Genomic DNA, 17,838 nt, shown 5'->3' with positions numbered 1-17,838 from the left:
GATCAATTCACCAATTGGTTGAGACTGAGGATCGGAAGAAGGATGGCCAGGACGATCAGCAACACCACAGTGCCCATCACCAGCAGCATCGCCGGCTCGAACAGACTCACCATCAACGCGATGCGTGCGGCGAGGCTGGCTTCCTGTTGTTCGGCGGCACGGCCGAGCATCGCGTCGAGTTCACCGGCGCGCTCACCGCTGGCAATCATGTGCAGCATCATCGGCGGGATATCGCCGCTACGTTCCAGGCTGCGGGTCAGGGTCGAGCCTTCGCGCACCGCGCGCGCGACCGCGCTCATGCGTGCACGAATGGTCCGGTTACCGATGACGGCAGCGGCGATTTCCAGCGCATCGACCAAGGGCACCGCGCTCTTGCCCAGAATCGCCAACGTGCTGGCAAACCGCGCCGCTTCCATGGCACGCAGCAACGCGCCGATCAGCGGAATGTTCAACACCAGCGCATGCCAGCGCAGCCGCCAGATGGGCTGACGCAAACTCCAGCGCCAGCTGCCAAGCAGCGCCAGACCACCGCCCACAAACAGCAGACCAGTCTGGCGTACACCGTCGCTGAGACTGATCAGAGCGCGGGTCAGCCATGGCAGCGGCTGGCCGCTGTCGATGAAAATTTTCACGACGTCCGGCACCACATAGCCCAGCAGAAAAGCGACGATGACCACGCTCGCGAACATCAGAATCGCCGGATAGATCAGTGCCATCTGGATCCTTTGCCGCGATGCCTGCCGCGCCTGGGTGTAAGCGGCCAGTTGTTCAAGCACATGCCCGAGATGACCGGAGCGTTCACCCGCCGCCACAGTGGCCCGGTACAACTCGGGAAAAGCCGCCGGAAAGCGGCCTAACGCGACGGCCAGCGCATGCCCTTCCATGACTCGTCCGCGCACTGCCCACAGCAGTCCGGCCACGCGTCGCCTGGCGGTTTGACGGGCGACCACTTCCAGCGCTTCCTCCAGCGGCAGACCGGCCTGCACCAGCGTCGACAATTGCAGCGTCAGCAGTGCCAGATCGCCAGCGCTCAGGCGGCCGGCGCGCCATGCTCCGTGGCCGTCGCCATGGCCGCGCAGTTCCTTGAGCTGTAATGGCCACAGCCCACGCTCACGCAACTGCTGTCGCGCATGCCGGGAATTCTCCGCTTCGAGTTGGCCACGGCAGCGATGACCCTGAGCGTTGTCGGCGCGGTAATCGAAGGTCGGCATCGGCTAGTCCTCCTGCGTCACGCGCAGCCACTCATCGACGCTGGTGACGCCATCGAGCACCCGTTGTCGAGCAGCCTGAAACAGACTTCGCGACTCCTTACGCGTGGCGTCGGTCAGTTCGCGCTCACTGGCTCCCTGATGAATCAGCGCGGCAACCGCATCGGTGATGCTGATCAATTCGTAGATGCCAATGCGTCCCCGATAGCCATGCTGACAATGCTCACAGCCCTGCGCACGAAACAGTGGCGGCGCCGCCAAGGGCTCAAGCCCCAACCGCTGGCAGGTCGCCGCATCGGCGACATACGCTGTCTTGCAGTGCACACACAGCGTGCGCAACAAGCGTTGCGCGAGAACACCGACCAGCGACGAGGCCAGCAAATACGCATCCACGCCCATGTCGACCAGGCGCGTCACCGCGCCGACGGCGTGATTGGTGTGCAATGTCGACAACACCAGATGTCCGGTCAACGAAGCCTGGACGGCGATCTGCGCCGTCTCGCGATCACGGATTTCACCGACCATCACCACGTCCGGATCCTGACGCAGAATGGCGCGCAAACCGCGTGCAAAGGTCATCTCGACTTTCGGATTGACCGGCATCTGGCCGATCCCCGGCAGGTGATATTCAATCGGGTCCTCGACCGTGAGAATGTTGCGCGACGGATCATTCAGGCTGCTCAACGCGGCATACAGGCTGGTGGTTTTGCCGGAGCCGGTCGGCCCGGTGACCAACAAAATGCCATGAGGTCTGGCGAGCAGTCGTTGCAGCGTGGCGAGGGTGTCATCCGGCATGCCCAGACTTTGCAGTTCCAGGCGTCCGGCCTGTTTGTCGAGCAGGCGCAGCACCACGCGTTCACCGTGCGCCGACGGCAGCGTCGAGACCCGCACATCGACTTCGTGGCCGGCCAGACGCAGGGCAATCCGGCCATCCTGCGGCACACGTTTTTCCGCGATATCCAGCCGCGCCATGACCTTGATCCGCGACACCAGCAACGTTGCCAGTTCGCGCCTTGGCCTGAGCATTTCGCGCAACTGGCCGTCGACGCGCATACGCACCGAAAGGTATTGCTCGAAGGTTTCCAGATGCACGTCCGAGGCCTGCGCGCGCACCGCTTCGCTGAGCAGCGCATTGATCAGGCGAATCACCGGTGCATCGCCTTGTTGCTCCAGCAGGTCTGCGGTCTGCGGCACTTGCTCGGCGAGGCTGAGCAGATCAAGTTCATCGTCCAGCCCTTGCGCGACCTGTTGCGCGGCGCTCTGGCCTTCACGATAGGTCGCGGCCAGTCGCTCAGCGAACAGCTCCGGCGCAAGCACCTCGATCGACAACTCGCGGGCGCACAACCGGCGCACTTCGGCGAGCGCCGTCAGCGACGTGTCGCCGCGAATGAGCAGACGGGCTTGCGTGCCCGTGCCGTGCAGCATCACGCCAAACCGCCGGGCGAAGCCGAACGGCAGGACTTCCAGCGCGGCACTCATGGCGCCACCGTTGCCGGCTCAAACAAATGTCGCGCCTCGGCCGGTAGCAACAGCGAGTTGCTCTCCCCGGCTTTGGGCTGGCTCAGATCACGCAAGGTGTCGTAACGCTGCTGGCTGATGCCGGAGAGATCCTCGCGACTGCGCACGATGGTCGGACGCAGAAACACCATCAGATTGCTTTTGGTCTGGGTGTCGCGGCTCCAGCGAAACAACGCGCCGAGATAGGGAATGTCGCGCAGCAACGGCACACCGCTTTTCTGCGTGCGCACGCTGTCGCGGATCAGCCCACCGATCACAATGATCTCGCCGTCGTCCGCAAGAATCGTGCTTTTCAGGGCACGTTTGTTGGTGATCAGATCCGAGGAATCAATCCCCGACACCGAGGGCGCGATGTCCGAGACTTCCTGCTCGACTTCCAGGCGCAGGGTCGAGCCTTCGTTGATGTAGGGTTTGATCTTCAGGCTGATGCCGACATCCTTGCGCTCGACCGTGGTGAAAGGATTCTCTGCACCGCTGCTGTTGGTGGAGTACGAACCGGTCTTGAACGGCACGTTCTGCCCGACGATGATTTCCGCTTGCTGATTGTCCAGGGTCAGCAGGCTCGGCGTGGACAGCAGATTGCTCCGCGTATTGCTCGCCAGGGCCGAAATCAACGCGCCGAAACGGTCGCTGCCCAATTGCAGAATCGCGCCGTCGGGCGCCGATATTTTCTCGTCGAACGTCAGCCCGCCGACGATGGGAATGTCGGTACCGGGAAAGTTGATAAAGCCCTTGGCGTCACCGGTGCTCAAGCCCCACTGCACGCCCACGGCGTCAGCGATATCGCCGGAAATTTCCACGATGGCGGCGTGGATCAGCACTTGCGCGCGAGGCTGATCCAGCTCGCGAACGATATTTTCAATGGTTCTGACCTGAGCCGGATCGGCAATCAGCACCAACGCATTCTGGCTCTCGTCGGCCTTGAGCATGAACGGCGTCGCCACGGCCGCGTCCTTGCCGCTGCCGAGGGCCACTGGCTGCTTGCGATTCTGGCCCATGCTCTCCAGCACTTCTGCCAATTGCCTGGCATCGCTGTGGCGCAAACGAATCACCCGCGCAGTGTCGAGACTGGCGGTGGCCGGAACATCGAGCTGGCGAATCAGCTCGGTCAGACGCTGACGTACGACAACGGGGCCAATGACAATCAGTCGATTGGTTCTGACATCGGCCAGCACCTGAATCGGCGAGTCGGCATTGTGCTTGCCCAGAGAAGACTCGATGACGGTGGCAACATCACTGGCCTGGGCGAAGCGCAGCGGCACCACGGCGTGCTGATCTTGCTGCCCGGCGTCGAGTTGGCGCACCACGCGGGCGATGCGCTCAACGTTGGCCTGAGTGTCGGTGATCACCAGGGCGTTGGCCGACACTGACGGACCGAAGTAGCCGTTGGCAGATACCAATGGCCGGAGCAGCGCGGCCAGATCGGCAGCGCTGCTGGTGTTCAGTTCAATGACCCTGGTAATGAATTGCGCCGGAGTCGCTTGCGTATCGGCAGATTGGCTGGCGCGGGTTTTCACGTCAGCCACCGGGGTGATCAGGATGCGGTCGCCCTCATCGATCACGGTGAAGTTGTGCGCGTCCAGCACCGAGTAGAACAAGCGCCGTACGCCTTCGCGATCCAGCGCCTGACGGGACATGACGGTGACGCGGCCCGACACGCGCGGGTCGAGCACCACGGTGGTGCCGAGGATCGCCGAGATTTCTTCGACGATGTCGCGCAACTCGGCCTGATTCATCGCCAACTGCCAGCGCTGTTCCACGGCGTGCACCGGGTATCCGAGAAGCGGCGTCGCCAGCACGGCGCAAGCCAACAAGACGCGCAGGGCCTGCGCGCCAATCAAACTGTTCATCAATGTGGTCACTCTGACTGCCCGACGAGCGGGCGTAGAAAACGTGCGGAAATCTCAGCGGGTTTTGCCTCGGCGGGCGCTGACAAGTGCGTGAGGAATGCGCTGGCAGGGCGCGCGAAAGGTAATAATTCCTCCCGGCCCTTGTTCCATAACACCACGTGCTGCGCTTCAACCCGACGCAACACGCTGCCGCTCGGCAAGTCGTCGCCAACCCGATACAACTGCGCCCCTTGAGCGGTGCTGATCAACGCTTTCGACAGGCCACTGTCGGCGACAAACGTCGCTTGCAGGGTCAGCGACTCGGCACTTGGCTGAAGTGCGGTGAGCGTTGCGAGGCCGAATACCGTCGCCACCGCCGTGGTGTTCAACGGCCCGGGCACGGGCGCAGCCGGCAGCGGTACAGCGACCGGCGGCGGCAGACGTTGCGCGTGGCGAAATGCCCACTCCTGCCACGCAAGAAACACGGCACATGCGACCGGCAGCGCCCACAGGCTCAATGATGAAAAGATCCTCACCGGTTGCTCATCCCGAACGTCCGCACGCCTGACGAATGCGCGAACGCCACGACATGCGCCGCAACACGCGATAACCCCGCAGCTCGTGCAGGATCACCGCGCCGATATGCATGGCGACCAGTACGGCCAGGCCGGCGCAGGCCCAGATGTGCAGCACGAAAAAGCCATCCGTCAGCGCTACATCGTTCAGCGGTTGAGGGAACTCGAGCAGGCCGAATACAGGGATCGGCCGATCCATCATCAACACGCCACTCAAAAGCACCACCACCACCAGCACATAGATCAGCCGATGGACAAACATGGCGAGCATTTTGCCCGGGGATACCTGCGCCATGCGCTCATGTCGCAGATGGCGGACAAACAACACCAGACGCCAGCAAAACACTGGAATGAACAGCGTAGTCAGCGAAACATTGACCCCGGCCACCCACTGTTTGGTGTCATTGGCGACGTTAATGTTGGCCACATAGAACCCGGTGACCAACGTCCACAGGATCACCGCTGCCGACACCCAATGCAGCAGCATTTGTTGCTTGGAATAAACTGGAAGCATCATTCGAATCGCCCCTGAAAAACACCAGCGGTCAGACGCCCCCTTCAGGCCGCCTGACGCCATTACGCAGAACGGGCCTTAAAGCTTGTTCCACGCCACATCCGAGTGCTCGCCAACGCCCGGTTCAAAGGCATTCGCCTCAGGCGTGTACTGCTTGCAATAGCCGGATGCCGGGAACGGTTTGCACTCGAACACCTCATCGGTTTTCGCTTGCAGTACCTTGGTGCCGGCGGTGTATTCGCTCAGTCCTTCAGGGAACAGGAAGTCGTAATCGGCACCCGCGCCTTCACCCGTGACGTTTACCGGCTGGGTGTCCTGACGGGTGGTGCGGCCATCCAGCGTGGTACCCACCAGGGTCAGAGTGTGCGGGCCGGGGTTGCTGCGAATGTCCATGGCCAGCGAGGTCACACCGCTGTCGGCTTGAGCAGTGGTGGTGCCAACCAGCTTGTTCTGGTCGTTGAACAGGTTGGCTTCAACGTTCATTTTGCGGTTGGACATCATGCTGAAATCGACTTTGGTTCGGCCTTTGTCGAGCACGTATTCCGGTTGTTGCGAAGTCACCGCCATGCGCGCGTCGGTGTCCTCTTTCATCAGCAGTTGCACTTCGTAGCGTACGACGCCGCTGTCTTTTTGCGCGTACAGCGTGTTGGTGCCACGAATCGCTTCGACGTCGCCGTTTTCATCGCGAACACCCGCGCGGATCAGGGTCTGCGACTGGTTGATCTGCTGGGCGAGCTTGAACGACCAGTTTTGCGGCTCGGCGTCTTCAGCGTTGTCGATCGAGATTTCGACGCTGTAAGCCGCGCTTTCACCCGCTGCGGTGAAGGCGCGCGCCTTGACCTTGTCACCGGTCAGCAGCGGCGTGGCAGCAGCAATGGTGCCAACGGCAGACCAACCACCCGGCAGCACGGCTTCTGCGAGGATGTTCACGTCAGCGACGCTGTGGAACGCCGCCGCGGTATCGCCGACGCTCCAGATTGCGAGGATTACATGGTGACCGTTTTTGTCCTCGGGGATGCTGCAGTGGTGCTTGGTGCCGGGAACCGGGAGCTGGAAATCACCCTCGACCTGGCAAAAAGGCGTGCTCTCGAACGAAGCGCGTTTGAGCGATTCATTCGGGTTCCAGCCATTACGGGTGATGAAATATTGGTGTTTTTCTACAGGGTGCGGAGCTTTGTAATGCCACTGGAAATCCAGAGTGCGCTCTTTGAGCTCGGTGAGCTGCCAACGGGTGGCGGACTGCACGTCCATGGGAGAAAACAGCTCGTGGCCGCCGCTGGCGATTTTGCCGTCAATCGGGCCTTGCCCGGGTGCGCCGCCGACGCCTGCCGGAAAGCCCTTGAAGGTTTCACCGACACTTTGCGGCTCATACTGAGCTTGACCACAAGCGGTGTTCACCCCCTTCTGACAGAGAAAAGCGCGCGATGGCGGAAACTCCACATAACCGTGGGCCGCTGCGCCCGAAGAACCCAACAGGGCCGATAACAACATCAACGAAGAAGCATATGTTGTCGACGCACTTCTTTTAAAAGTAGGTTTTTTCATTGTTATTCCAGGCAAATCTTAATAAGCGAGCCCGGCCCGACGCCAGGCTCTATTACAGCACTCAGCGCCATGCCGAGCACATGCCTGAAACCTTACGTGGATAGAGAAAAGTTCTATGTAGGAGTAATCGTCGGGTGCAGCAGGAATAGTCTCCGCAATAATTAATCCGACAACTAAGGAAAGAATTCTTACAACAGGAAATGATTAATTAAAATTTGAAGCAGCATAAAAAAAGCCTGTCCCGCATAACACGGAACAGGCTTATTTATGCAAATGTTGCGAAGTTATTCGTGGTACTGCGCCGACAACTCATGCACCGCACGCAGGAACGCGCCGGCATGCTCCGGGTCGACCTCAGGGGTGATGCCGTGACCCAGGTTGAACACGTGACCACTGCCCTTGCCGTAGCTGGCCAGAATGCGGCCCACTTCTGTGCGGATCGCTTCAGGTTTGGCGTAGAGCACGGTCGGGTCCATGTTGCCTTGCAGCGCGACCTTGTCGCCGACACGGGCGCGAGCGTTGCCGATGTCGCAGGTCCAGTCCAGGCCCAGTGCGTCGGCACCGGCCTCGGCGATGCTTTCCAGCCACAGGCCGCCGTTCTTGGTGAACAGGATCACCGGCACCTTGCGCCCGTCGTGCTCGCGGATCAGGCCGCTGACGATTTTCTTCATGTAGGCCAGGGAGAACTCCTGATACGCCGCCGCCGACAGGTTGCCGCCCCAGGTATCGAAGATCTGCACCGCTTGCGCGCCGGCCTGGATCTGGCCATTGAGGTACGAGGTCACCGACTGCGCCAGCTTGTCCAGCAGCAGGTGCATGGCTTGCGGGTTGTCGTAGAGCATCGCCTTGGTCTTGCGGAAGTCTTTCGACGAGCCGCCTTCAACCATGTAAGTGGCGAGAGTCCACGGGCTGCCGGAGAAGCCGATCAGCGGCACACGGCCGTTCAGCTCGCGGCGGATGGTGCTGACCGCGTCCATCACGTAGCCGAGGTCTTTGTGTGGATCCGGGATCGGCAACGCTTCGATGTCGGCCAGGGTGCTGACGACTTTCTTGAAGCGCGGACCTTCACCGGTCTCGAAGTACAGGCCCTGGCCCATGGCATCGGGGATGGTGAGGATGTCGGAAAACAGGATCGCCGCGTCCAGTTGCGGATAGCGGTCGAGCGGCTGCAGGGTGACTTCGCAGGCGAATTCCGGATTCATGCACAGGCTCATGAAATCACCGGCCTGGGCACGGCTGGCGCGGTATTCCGGCAGGTAGCGGCCGGCCTGGCGCATCATCCACACCGGGGTGACGTCAACGGGTTGCTTGAGCAGGGCGCGGAGGAAACGGTCGTTCTTCAGGGCAGTCATGTCGGCATCCGGAAAAAAAGTGCGGGCATTTTCTCAGAGCGCGACGCAAAAGGCACGGATGCAGGTCAGCCTTTTGTCTATCGGGTCAATTTGTTGCGTTGTATTGAGCGCACAGAAACCAATGTGGGAGCGGGCTTGCTCGCGAAAGCGGTGTGTCAGTCAATACATCGGGTGACTGATACAAAGCCTTCGCGAGCAAGCCCGCTCCCACATTTCTGATCGCATTTCAGGCTGAAATGTAATCAGACGCCCAGGTAATCGAGGATCCCTTCGGCGGCATTGCGGCCTTCGAAGATTGCCGTCACCACCAGGTCGGAACCGCGCACCATGTCGCCACCGGCGAAGATTTTCGGGTTGCTGGTCTGGTGCTTGTACTGACCTTGCTCAGGCGCGACGACGCGGCCCTGGCTGTCGGTCTGGATTTCGAACTGTTCGAACCACGGCGCCGGGCTCGGGCGGAAACCGAACGCGATGACCACGGCATCGGCCGGGATGATCTCTTCGGAACCCGGGATCGGCTCGGGGCTGCGACGGCCACGGGCATCCGGTTCGCCGAGACGGGTCTCGACCACCTTCACGCCTTCGACCTTGTCTTCACCGACGATCGCGATCGGCTGGCGGTTGTAGAGGAATTTCACGCCTTCTTCCTTGGCGTTCTTCACCTCTTTGCGCGAGCCGGGCATGTTCGCTTCGTCACGACGATAGGCGCAGGTCACTGACTTGGCGCCCTGACGGATCGAGGTGCGGTTGCAGTCCATCGCCGTGTCGCCACCGCCGAGCACCACGACCTTCTTGCCTTTCATGTCGACGAAATCTTCCGGCGACTTTTCAAAGCCCAGGTTGCGGTTGACGTTGGCAATCAGGAAGTCCAGCGCGTCATAAACGCCCGGCAGATCCTCACCGGCAAAACCGCCCTTCATGTAGGTGTAGGTGCCCATACCCATGAATACCGCATCGTATTCGGCGAGCAGGTGCTCCATGGTCACGTCCTTGCCGACCTCGGTATTGAGGCGGAACTCGATACCCATGCCGGTGAAGACTTCGCGACGATTGCTCAGCACGGTCTTCTCAAGCTTGAACTCGGGGATGCCGAAGGTCAGCAGACCGCCGATTTCCGGGTTCTTGTCGAAAACCACCGGGGTCACGCCGCCACGCACCAGCACGTCGGCACAGCCCAGACCCGCCGGGCCGGCACCGATGATCGCGACACGCTTGCCGGTCGGCTTGACCTTGGACATGTCCGGGCGCCAGCCCATGGCGAACGCGGTATCGGTGATGTACTTCTCGACCGAACCGATGGTCACCGCGCCGAAGCCGTCGTTGAGGGTGCAGGCACCCTCGCACAGCCGATCCTGCGGGCACACCCGGCCGCAGACTTCCGGCAGGGTGTTGGTCTGGTGCGACAGCTCGGCGGCCTGGAGGATGTTGCCCTCGGCCACCAGCTTCAGCCAGTTGGGAATGAAGTTGTGCACCGGGCACTTCCATTCGCAATACGGGTTGCCGCAACCCAGGCAGCGGTGGGCCTGATCGGCCGACTGCTGGGGTTTGAACGGTTCGTAGATCTCGACGAACTCTTTCTTGCGTTGACGCAACAGTTTCTTCTTCGGATCCTTGCGCCCGACATCGATGAACTGGAAGTCGTTATTCAGACGTTCAGCCATTGTTAAAACCTCATCAAACTCTTCAGGCGCATATCACTGCGGGTTGGCACGAGTGCTGGAAAGCAACGATTTCAGGTTGGCAGCCTTAGGCTTGACCAGCCAGAAACGACGCAGGTAGTCATCAAGGTTTTCGGCGAGCTCACGACCCCACTCGCTCTCGGTTTCCTTGACGTACTCGTTCAGCACGTTCTGCAGGTGGCTGCGGTAGGCCTCCATCGCCTCGCCGCTGATCCGCTGGATTTCCACCAGTTCGTGGTTGACCCGGTCAACGAAGGTGTTGTCCTGATCGAGCACGTAGGCGAAACCACCGGTCATGCCAGAGCCGAAGTTGTAACCGGTCTTGCCCAAGACGCAGACGAAACCACCGGTCATGTACTCGCAGCAGTGATCGCCAGTGCCTTCCACAACCGTGTGGGCACCGGAGTTACGCACGGCAAAGCGCTCGCCCGCGGTGCCGGCGGCGAACAGCTTGCCGCCGGTGGCGCCGTACAGGCAGGTGTTGCCGATGATGGCGCTGTTCTGAGTCTGATAGACGCTGCCTTTCGGCGGCACGATGACCAGTTTGCCGCCGGTCATGCCTTTGCCGACGTAGTCGTTGGCGTCGCCTTCCAGGTACATGTTCAGACCGCCGGCGTTCCACACGCCGAAGCTCTGACCGGCCGTCCCCTTGAAGCGGAAGGTGATCGGCGCGTTGGCCATGCCCTGATTGCCGTGCTTGCGCGCGATTTCGCCGGAGATCCGCGCACCGATCGAACGGTCGCAGTTGCAGATGTCCAGTTCGAACTCGGCGCCGCTGAGGTCATTGATCGCCGAGGTCGCCATGTCGACCATTTTCTCGGCCAGCAGGCCCTGGTCGAACGGCGGGTTGCGCTCAACGCCGCAGAATTGCGGTTTGTTCGCCGGGATGTGATCGCTGCCCAGCAGCGGGGTCAGATCCAGATGGTGTTGCTTGGCGGTCTGGCCCTCGAGGATTTCCAGCAGATCGGTACGACCGATCAGCTCTTCGAGGGAACGCACGCCGAGCTTGGCCAGCCACTCACGGGTTTCTTCGGCGACGTAGGTGAAGAAATTCACCACCATGTCGACGGTACCGATGTAGTGATCCTTGCGCAGCTTCTCGTTCTGCGTCGCAACGCCGGTGGCGCAGTTGTTCAGGTGGCAGATGCGCAGGTATTTGCAGCCCAGCGCGATCATCGGCGCGGTACCGAAGCCGAAGCTTTCGGCGCCGAGGATGGCCGCTTTGATCACGTCGAGGCCGGTTTTCAGGCCGCCGTCGGTCTGCACCCGGACTTTGCCGCGCAGGTCGTTGCCGCGCAGGGTCTGGTGAGTTTCAGCGAGGCCGAGTTCCCACGGTGCACCAGCGTATTTGATCGAGGTCAGCGGCGAAGCACCGGTGCCACCGTCGTAGCCGGAGATGGTGATCAAGTCCGCATAGGCCTTGGCCACACCGGCAGCGATGGTGCCGACGCCCGCTTCAGCCACGAGTTTCACCGAGACCAGCGCCTTCGGGTTGACCTGTTTCAGGTCAAAGATCAGTTGCGACAAGTCTTCGATCGAGTAGATGTCGTGGTGCGGCGGTGGCGAAATCAGCGTTACGCCCGGCACTGCATAACGCAGTTTGGCGATCAGCCCGTTGACCTTACCGCCCGGCAGTTGCCCGCCCTCGCCCGGCTTGGCGCCTTGGGCGACCTTGATCTGCAGCACTTCGGCGTTGACCAGGTATTCCGGGGTTACGCCGAAACGGCCAGTGGCGACCTGCTTGATTTTCGAACTCTTGATGGTGCCGTAGCGCGCCGGGTCTTCACCACCTTCGCCGGAGTTGGAACGCGCACCGAGGCGGTTCATGGCTTCGGCCAGGGCTTCGTGCGCTTCCGGCGACAAGGCGCCCAGCGAGATGCCGGCGGAGTCGAAGCGCTTGAGCACCGATTCCAGCGGCTCGATTTCACTGATGTCCAGCGGCTTGTCGAGGGTCTTGACCTTGAACAGGTCGCGAATCATCGACACCGGACGGTTGTCCACTAGCGAGGTGTATTCCTTGAACTTGGCGTAGTCGCCCTGCTGTACGGCGGCTTGCAGGGTGTTGACCACGTCAGGGTTGTAGGCGTGATATTCGCCACCGTGAACGAACTTCAGCAGACCGCCCTGCTGGATCGGCTTGCGCGGACTCCAGGCTTCGGTGGCCAGCGCTTTCTGCTCGGCTTCGATGTCGACGAAACGCGCACCCTTGATGCGGCTCGGCACGCCACGGAAGCTCAGCTCGCAAACCTCTTCGGACAGGCCGATGGCTTCGAACAGCTGCGCACCGCGATACGAAGCGATGGTCGAGATGCCCATCTTCGACAGGATTTTCAGCAGACCTTTGGTGATGCCCTTACGGTAGTTCTTGAACACCTCGTAGAGGTCGCCCAGCACTTCACCGGTACGGATCAGGTCACCCAGCACTTCGTAAGCCAGGAACGGATAGACCGCCGAGGCGCCGAAACCGATCAGCACCGCAAAGTGGTGCGGATCGCGTGCGGTCGCGGTTTCAACGAGGATGTTGGAATCGCAACGCAGGCCTTTTTCGGTCAGGCGGTGGTGCACCGCACCGGTGGCCAGCGAAGCGTGGATCGGCAGTTTGCCCGGAGCGATATGGCGGTCGCTGAGGACGATCTGGGTACGACCGGCACGCACGGCTTCTTCAGCCTGATCGGCAACGTTGCGGATCGCCGCTTCGAGGCCGACGCTTTCGTCGTAGTTGAGGTCGATGATCTGCCGCTCGAAACCCGGGCGGTCGAGATTCATCAGCGAGCGCCACTTGGCCGGCGAAATCACTGGCGAGCTGAGGATCACGCGCGAGGCGTGTTCCGGCGATTCCTGAAAGATGTTGCGCTCGGCACCGAGGCAGATTTCCAGCGACATCACGATCGCTTCACGCAGCGGGTCGATCGGCGGGTTGGTGACCTGCGCAAACTGCTGGCGGAAATAGTCGTACGGCGTGCGCACACGCTGCGACAGCACGGCCATCGGCGTGTCGTCACCCATCGAACCCACGGCTTCATAGCCCTGCTCACCGAGCGGGCGCAGCACCTGATCGCGCTCTTCGAACGTGACCTGATACATCTTCATGTATTGCTTGAGCTGATCGACGTCGTAGAACGCCGAACCGTGGTCGTTGTCTTCCATGGTCGCCTGGATACGCAGAGCGTTCTTGCGCAGCCATTGCTTGTACGGATGACGGGACTTCAGACGGTTGTCGATTGCGTCGGTGTCGAGGATCTGCCCGGTTTCGGTGTCCACGGCGAGGATCTGGCCCGGGCCGACACGGCCCTTGGCAATCACGTCCTCTGGCTGGTAGTTCCAGACGCCGATTTCCGAGGCAACGGTGATGAAACCGTTGGTGGTAGTAACCCAGCGTGCCGGACGCAGACCGTTACGGTCGAGCAGGCACACCGCGTAACGACCATCGGTCATTACCACGCCGGCCGGGCCGTCCCACGGCTCCATGTGCATCGAGTTGTACTCGTAGAACGCACGCAGATCCGGGTCCATGGTTTCAACGTTCTGCCACGCTGGCGGAATGATCATCCGCACGCCACGGAACAGGTCGATGCCACCGGTGACCATCAGTTCGAGCATGTTGTCCATGCTCGAGGAGTCGGAACCGACACGGTTGACCAGCGGGCCGAGCTCTTCCAGATCCATCAGATCGTTGGTGAACTTGGTCCGACGGGCCTGCGCCCAGTTACGGTTACCGGTAATGGTGTTGATCTCGCCGTTGTGGGCGAGGAAGCGGAATGGCTGGGCCAGCGGCCATTTCGGCAAGGTGTTGGTGGAGAAGCGCTGGTGGAACACGCAGATCGCGGTTTGCAGGCGCTGGTCACCCAGGTCCGGATAGAACGCGGCCAGGTCGGCCGGCATCATCAGGCCTTTATAGATGATGGTCTTGTGCGAAAAGCTGCAGATGTAGTGGTCGGTGTCGGCGGCGTTGGCCACCGACGAGCGACGACGGGCGCTGAACAGCTTGACCGCCATGTCCTGATCGCTCAGGCCTTCACCGCCGATGTACACCTGCTCGATCTGCGGCAGGCGCTCAAGGGCCAGGCGGCCGAGGACGCTGGTGTCGATCGGCACTTTGCGCCAGCCGATCAGTTGCAGGCCTTCAGCGAGGATCTCGCGGTTCATGTTCTCGCGAGCGGCTTCGGCCTTGGCCGGATCCTGGTTGAAGAAGACCATGCCCACAGCATATTGCTTGGGCAGTTCGACGCTGAAGTTTTCCTGGGCAATCGCCCGCAGGAACGCGTCAGGCTTTTGAATCAGCAGACCGCAACCGTCACCGGTCTTGCCGTCGGCATTAATCCCACCGCGGTGGGTCATGCAGGTCAGGGCCTCGATGGCCGTTTGCAAAAGGGTATGACTGGGCTCGCCCTGCATATGGGCTATCAGGCCGAAACCGCAGTTATCCTTGAATTCATCTGGTTGGTACAGACCTGCTTTCATAGACACTTTCTCACCAGGCTGCCTCTTTACGAGGCAAATTTCTTTTCAATTCAACCACTTGCTTGCCGCGCCGAACGTACGCCGGCTTTGCGGGGGCAAAAGGGTGGTCATTGTACACAGCGACACAGAGGCTCACAAATTTGACGACGAAATGTCGCAAATTCATGTCGCATTTGTGAAAGGTTTAAAGCGATCTGCTGTGCTAGTCAAAACTTTTTTAATTTTGACCGCAACGACTCAAAGACTACTGTGACGCAGACACCACAAGGCACGCGACCTGGAAGGAAGCGCGCACTTGTAGAAATTTTGAGGTGCTTGGAGAGGCGGCCTGGGTAAGGCCGCCGAATCTTCAGCGAGTTGTTGCCAGTTCCTGTTGGACGCTGGCGACAGTGCGAGGCCAAGGTTTACCAGCCTGAACCTTCGCTGGCAAGGCCTTGATGGCAGAAACGGCTGCATCACGATTGGCGAAGTTGCCATAGGTGATCACGTAGAGAGGCTTGCCGTTGAGGACTTTCTTGAAATAACGGTACTCGCCGCCCTGCTCTTTGACGAAGTTCTGCGCGGTCGCTTCGGAGCTGGTGCCGAGGATCTGCACCACGTAGTTGCTGGTCGGCTGACCGGCGTACCAGCTGCCACCGGAAGCCTTGGCCACGGTAACCGGCTTCTCGGCCGGTTTGGCGGCGGCAACAGGCTTGGCCGGGGCAGGAGCCGGTTTGGCCGCTGGCGCTGCCGGAGCAGGCTTGGCGGTGGCGACCTGAGTCGGTGCCAGGGTCGGTTTGGCCGCGGGTGCCGGAACCGGGGTTGGCGCCGGGCCGGCCGGAACACCTGCCGGTGGTGCGGAAGTCGTTACGGTCGGAGGTGTTGCACTGGAGCCTTCGACAGGCACGCCGTCGTCACCTTCAGTGATGCCACCCGCAGCTTCAGCCAACGGGCCGCGCATCACCGGCTGCGAGTTGCCGACCAGCGGCAGCGGCATCGGCTGGGTATTGCCGGCGAACTCGACGTTCGGTGCGCCGCCATTGGCGCCTTGGCCCAATGGCAGTTGTGCCTGTTCGTTGGCAGGTGCGCCGGTGGTTGGCGCCTTGTTGCGACCCGGCATCAGCCAGGCGGCGGCGACCGCGACCACAACGACGGCGGAAATCGCCAATACGTGTTTCTTCGGCATGTTGAACCCCATACTTGGACGCTTGACCGCAGAGCGGCTGGCAATCATGACTTCGATCAGTGCATCGCGAGCGACCTGGTTGATGTTGCCAGGCCAACCCTCGGCGCTTTCGTGAATCTCAGAGATCTGATCCGCGGTGAAAAGTTCGACACCCCGGCCCGCACCTTCCAGCCGTTGGTCGAGATATTCGCGGGTCTCTTCTTCGGTGTAAGGCTGCAGTTCGATGACGTGGAAGCGTTCTTCCTCGAGGTGCAAGGCCTCCAGTTGCGCGATCAGCGACGACTCACCGAACAGGAACACGTGCGGACGACCTTCCGGCGCACCGGCACCCAGCGCCATCAGCGCCTCGAGGGCGGATTCGTCGAGCTGCTCGGCATCATCCACCAGCAGATAGACTTCCTGGCCGGTAAGCGCGAGTTGCACTACCTGATCCAGAATCGCGCCAACTTCGGCCTGAGCCACGTTCAGTGCCTGAGCCACCTGACGCAGCACACCGGCGGCATCGCCAGCCCCACGGGCCGACACGACAACGCTTTGCACCGATTGCTTGTTGGTGCTGGCCACCAGCGCCTGACGCAGCAGGGTCTTGCCACTGCCTTGCGGGCCGGTGACCACCAGCAGCAACTGGCTGTAACGCGCCAGATGGTGCAGTTGACCCAGCACCGGTTTGCGCTGGGCCGGGAAGAATTTGAAGCCCGGCACCCGTGGCGCGAAAGGGTCGTGACTTAACTGGAAATGGCCGAGGAACGCCTCGTCGGCATGCAAACTAGTCATCGGAATCTTATTAACCTTTAAGCTGAGCCAGAGCGCGGTAATCCGCTCCCAGCGTGGCCTGTAGAACCTCTTTCGGATAATCGGCGGTCACCACCGCTTCGCCCATCCGGCGCAGCAGCACCAGGCGCAGACGACCGTCGATCACTTTTTTATCAATTGCCATATGTTCGAGAAAATTCGCTTCGGTCATTTCTTCCGGCGGAATCACCGGCAGACCGGCACGCTGGAACAGACGAATGCCGCGATCACGCTCCTGCTCGCTGATCCAGCCCAGACGCGCGGACATCTCCAGCGCCATCACGGTGCCAGCGGCGACCGCCTCACCATGCAACCAGACACCATAGCCCATGTGGGTCTCGATGGCGTGGCCGAAGGTGTGGCCGAGGTTGAGCGTGGCGCGCACGCCGGTTTCCTTCTCATCGGCACCGACCACCGCAGCCTTGGCCGCGCAGGAACGCTCGATGGCGTAGGTCAGGGCCTTCTGGTCCAGCGCACGCAGGGCGTCGACATTGTCTTCGAGCCAGGTCAGGAACGGTTCGTCGCAGATCAGCCCGTACTTGATGACCTCCGCCAGACCGGCGGACAGTTCACGCTCCGGCAGGGATTTCAGCGATGCGGTATCGATCAGCACCACGTTCGGCTGATAGAACGCGCCGACCATGTTCTTGCCCAGCGGATGGTTGATGCCGGTCTTGCCGCCCACCGACGAATCGACCTGGGACAGCAGCGTGGTAGGAATCTGGATGAAGTCGACGCCGCGTTGGTAGCAAGCGGCAGCAAAACCGGCCATGTCACCGATCACTCCGCCGCCGAGGGCGATCACGGTGGTGCGACGATCATGACGGGCGGTCAGCAGACCGTCGAAGATCAGTTGCAGGGTTTCCCAGTTTTTGAAGGCTTCGCCGTCCGGCAGCACCACCGAGATCACCGAGAACTGTGCAAGACTGCGGGTCAGACGTTCGAGATAGAGCGGCGCCACGGTCTCGTTGGAGATGATTGCCACTTGCCGCCCGTGAATATGCGGCGCCAGCAACTCAGGCTGATCCAACAAACCTTCGCCAATATGAATCGGGTAGCTGCGCTCGCCCAGATCGACCTTGAGTGTCTGCATGTGTCCCCACAGTGAAGATGGAAGCAGGCGTCCTGCCCTGAATTATTGGTTGTCTGCGGCCTATAGCGAATCTGACGCCGCTCGCACGCCATCCGCCACAACCTCGG

11 protein-coding genes are annotated in these 17,838 nt (G+C 61.2%); all 11 read right to left on the bottom strand.

Annotated features, from left to right (window positions below):
* Positions 1–2: 2 nt before the first annotated feature.
* Positions 3–1,211, bottom strand: a complete 1,209-nt coding sequence (gene gspF, locus AC1RBR_RS02250) for a type II secretion system inner membrane protein GspF (RefSeq protein WP_166495949.1) — start codon at positions 1,209–1,211, stop codon at positions 3–5.
* A 3-nt stretch (positions 1,212–1,214) separates the two neighbouring features.
* A complete protein-coding gene (gene gspE / locus AC1RBR_RS02245) occupies positions 1,215–2,687 on the bottom strand; it encodes a type II secretion system ATPase GspE (protein WP_492562772.1) in 1,473 nt (490 codons plus the stop codon).
* Positions 2,684–4,576, bottom strand: coding sequence for a type II secretion system secretin GspD (gene gspD, locus AC1RBR_RS02240; RefSeq protein ID WP_492562770.1), 1,893 nt, complete (start codon positions 4,574–4,576; stop codon positions 2,684–2,686). Before gspD ends, gspE begins: the two co-directional genes overlap by 4 nt.
* 8 nt (positions 4,577–4,584) lie before the next feature.
* Positions 4,585–5,073 (bottom strand): type II secretion system protein N, encoded by a 489-nt coding sequence (locus AC1RBR_RS02235; RefSeq protein WP_492562768.1) that lies wholly within the window; start codon positions 5,071–5,073, stop codon positions 4,585–4,587.
* A 25-nt stretch (positions 5,074–5,098) separates the two neighbouring features.
* Positions 5,099–5,647 carry a cytochrome b gene (locus tag AC1RBR_RS02230; protein WP_492562767.1) on the bottom strand — a complete coding sequence of 183 codons (549 nt, stop codon included), beginning with the start codon at positions 5,645–5,647 and terminating at the stop codon, positions 5,099–5,101.
* A gap of 75 nt (positions 5,648–5,722) precedes the next feature.
* Complete coding sequence (gene gbpA, locus AC1RBR_RS02225; RefSeq protein ID WP_492562766.1) at positions 5,723–7,189, bottom strand: N-acetylglucosamine-binding protein GbpA; 1,467 nt, start codon at positions 7,187–7,189, stop codon at positions 5,723–5,725.
* A 284-nt stretch (positions 7,190–7,473) separates the two neighbouring features.
* The gene (gene hemE / locus AC1RBR_RS02220; protein WP_007968321.1) at positions 7,474–8,541 is read right to left on the bottom strand and encodes a uroporphyrinogen decarboxylase; all 1,068 of its coding nucleotides are present in this window, start codon (positions 8,539–8,541) and stop codon (positions 7,474–7,476) included.
* 242 nt (positions 8,542–8,783) lie between these two features.
* Entirely contained in the window at positions 8,784–10,202 is a 1,419-nt protein-coding gene (locus AC1RBR_RS02215) for an FAD-dependent oxidoreductase (RefSeq protein WP_095138014.1), read from the bottom strand.
* A gap of 33 nt (positions 10,203–10,235) precedes the next feature.
* Positions 10,236–14,681 carry a glutamate synthase large subunit gene (gene gltB, locus AC1RBR_RS02210; protein ID WP_492562765.1) on the bottom strand — a complete coding sequence of 1,482 codons (4,446 nt, stop codon included), beginning with the start codon at positions 14,679–14,681 and terminating at the stop codon, positions 10,236–10,238.
* 349 nt (positions 14,682–15,030) lie between these two features.
* A complete protein-coding gene (locus AC1RBR_RS02205) occupies positions 15,031–16,620 on the bottom strand; it encodes an AAA family ATPase (protein ID WP_492562763.1) in 1,590 nt (529 codons plus the stop codon).
* Positions 16,621–16,630: 10 nt separating this feature from the next.
* Positions 16,631–17,731: a 3-dehydroquinate synthase gene (gene aroB / locus AC1RBR_RS02200; protein ID WP_492562761.1), complete on the bottom strand. Its 1,101-nt coding sequence runs from the start codon at positions 17,729–17,731 to the stop codon at positions 16,631–16,633.
* Positions 17,732–17,838 lie beyond the last annotated feature (107 nt).

Source organism: Pseudomonas sp. GW823-FHT01D03 (assembly GCF_058798255.1).
This window is presented reverse-complemented; position numbering and strand designations above follow the sequence as displayed.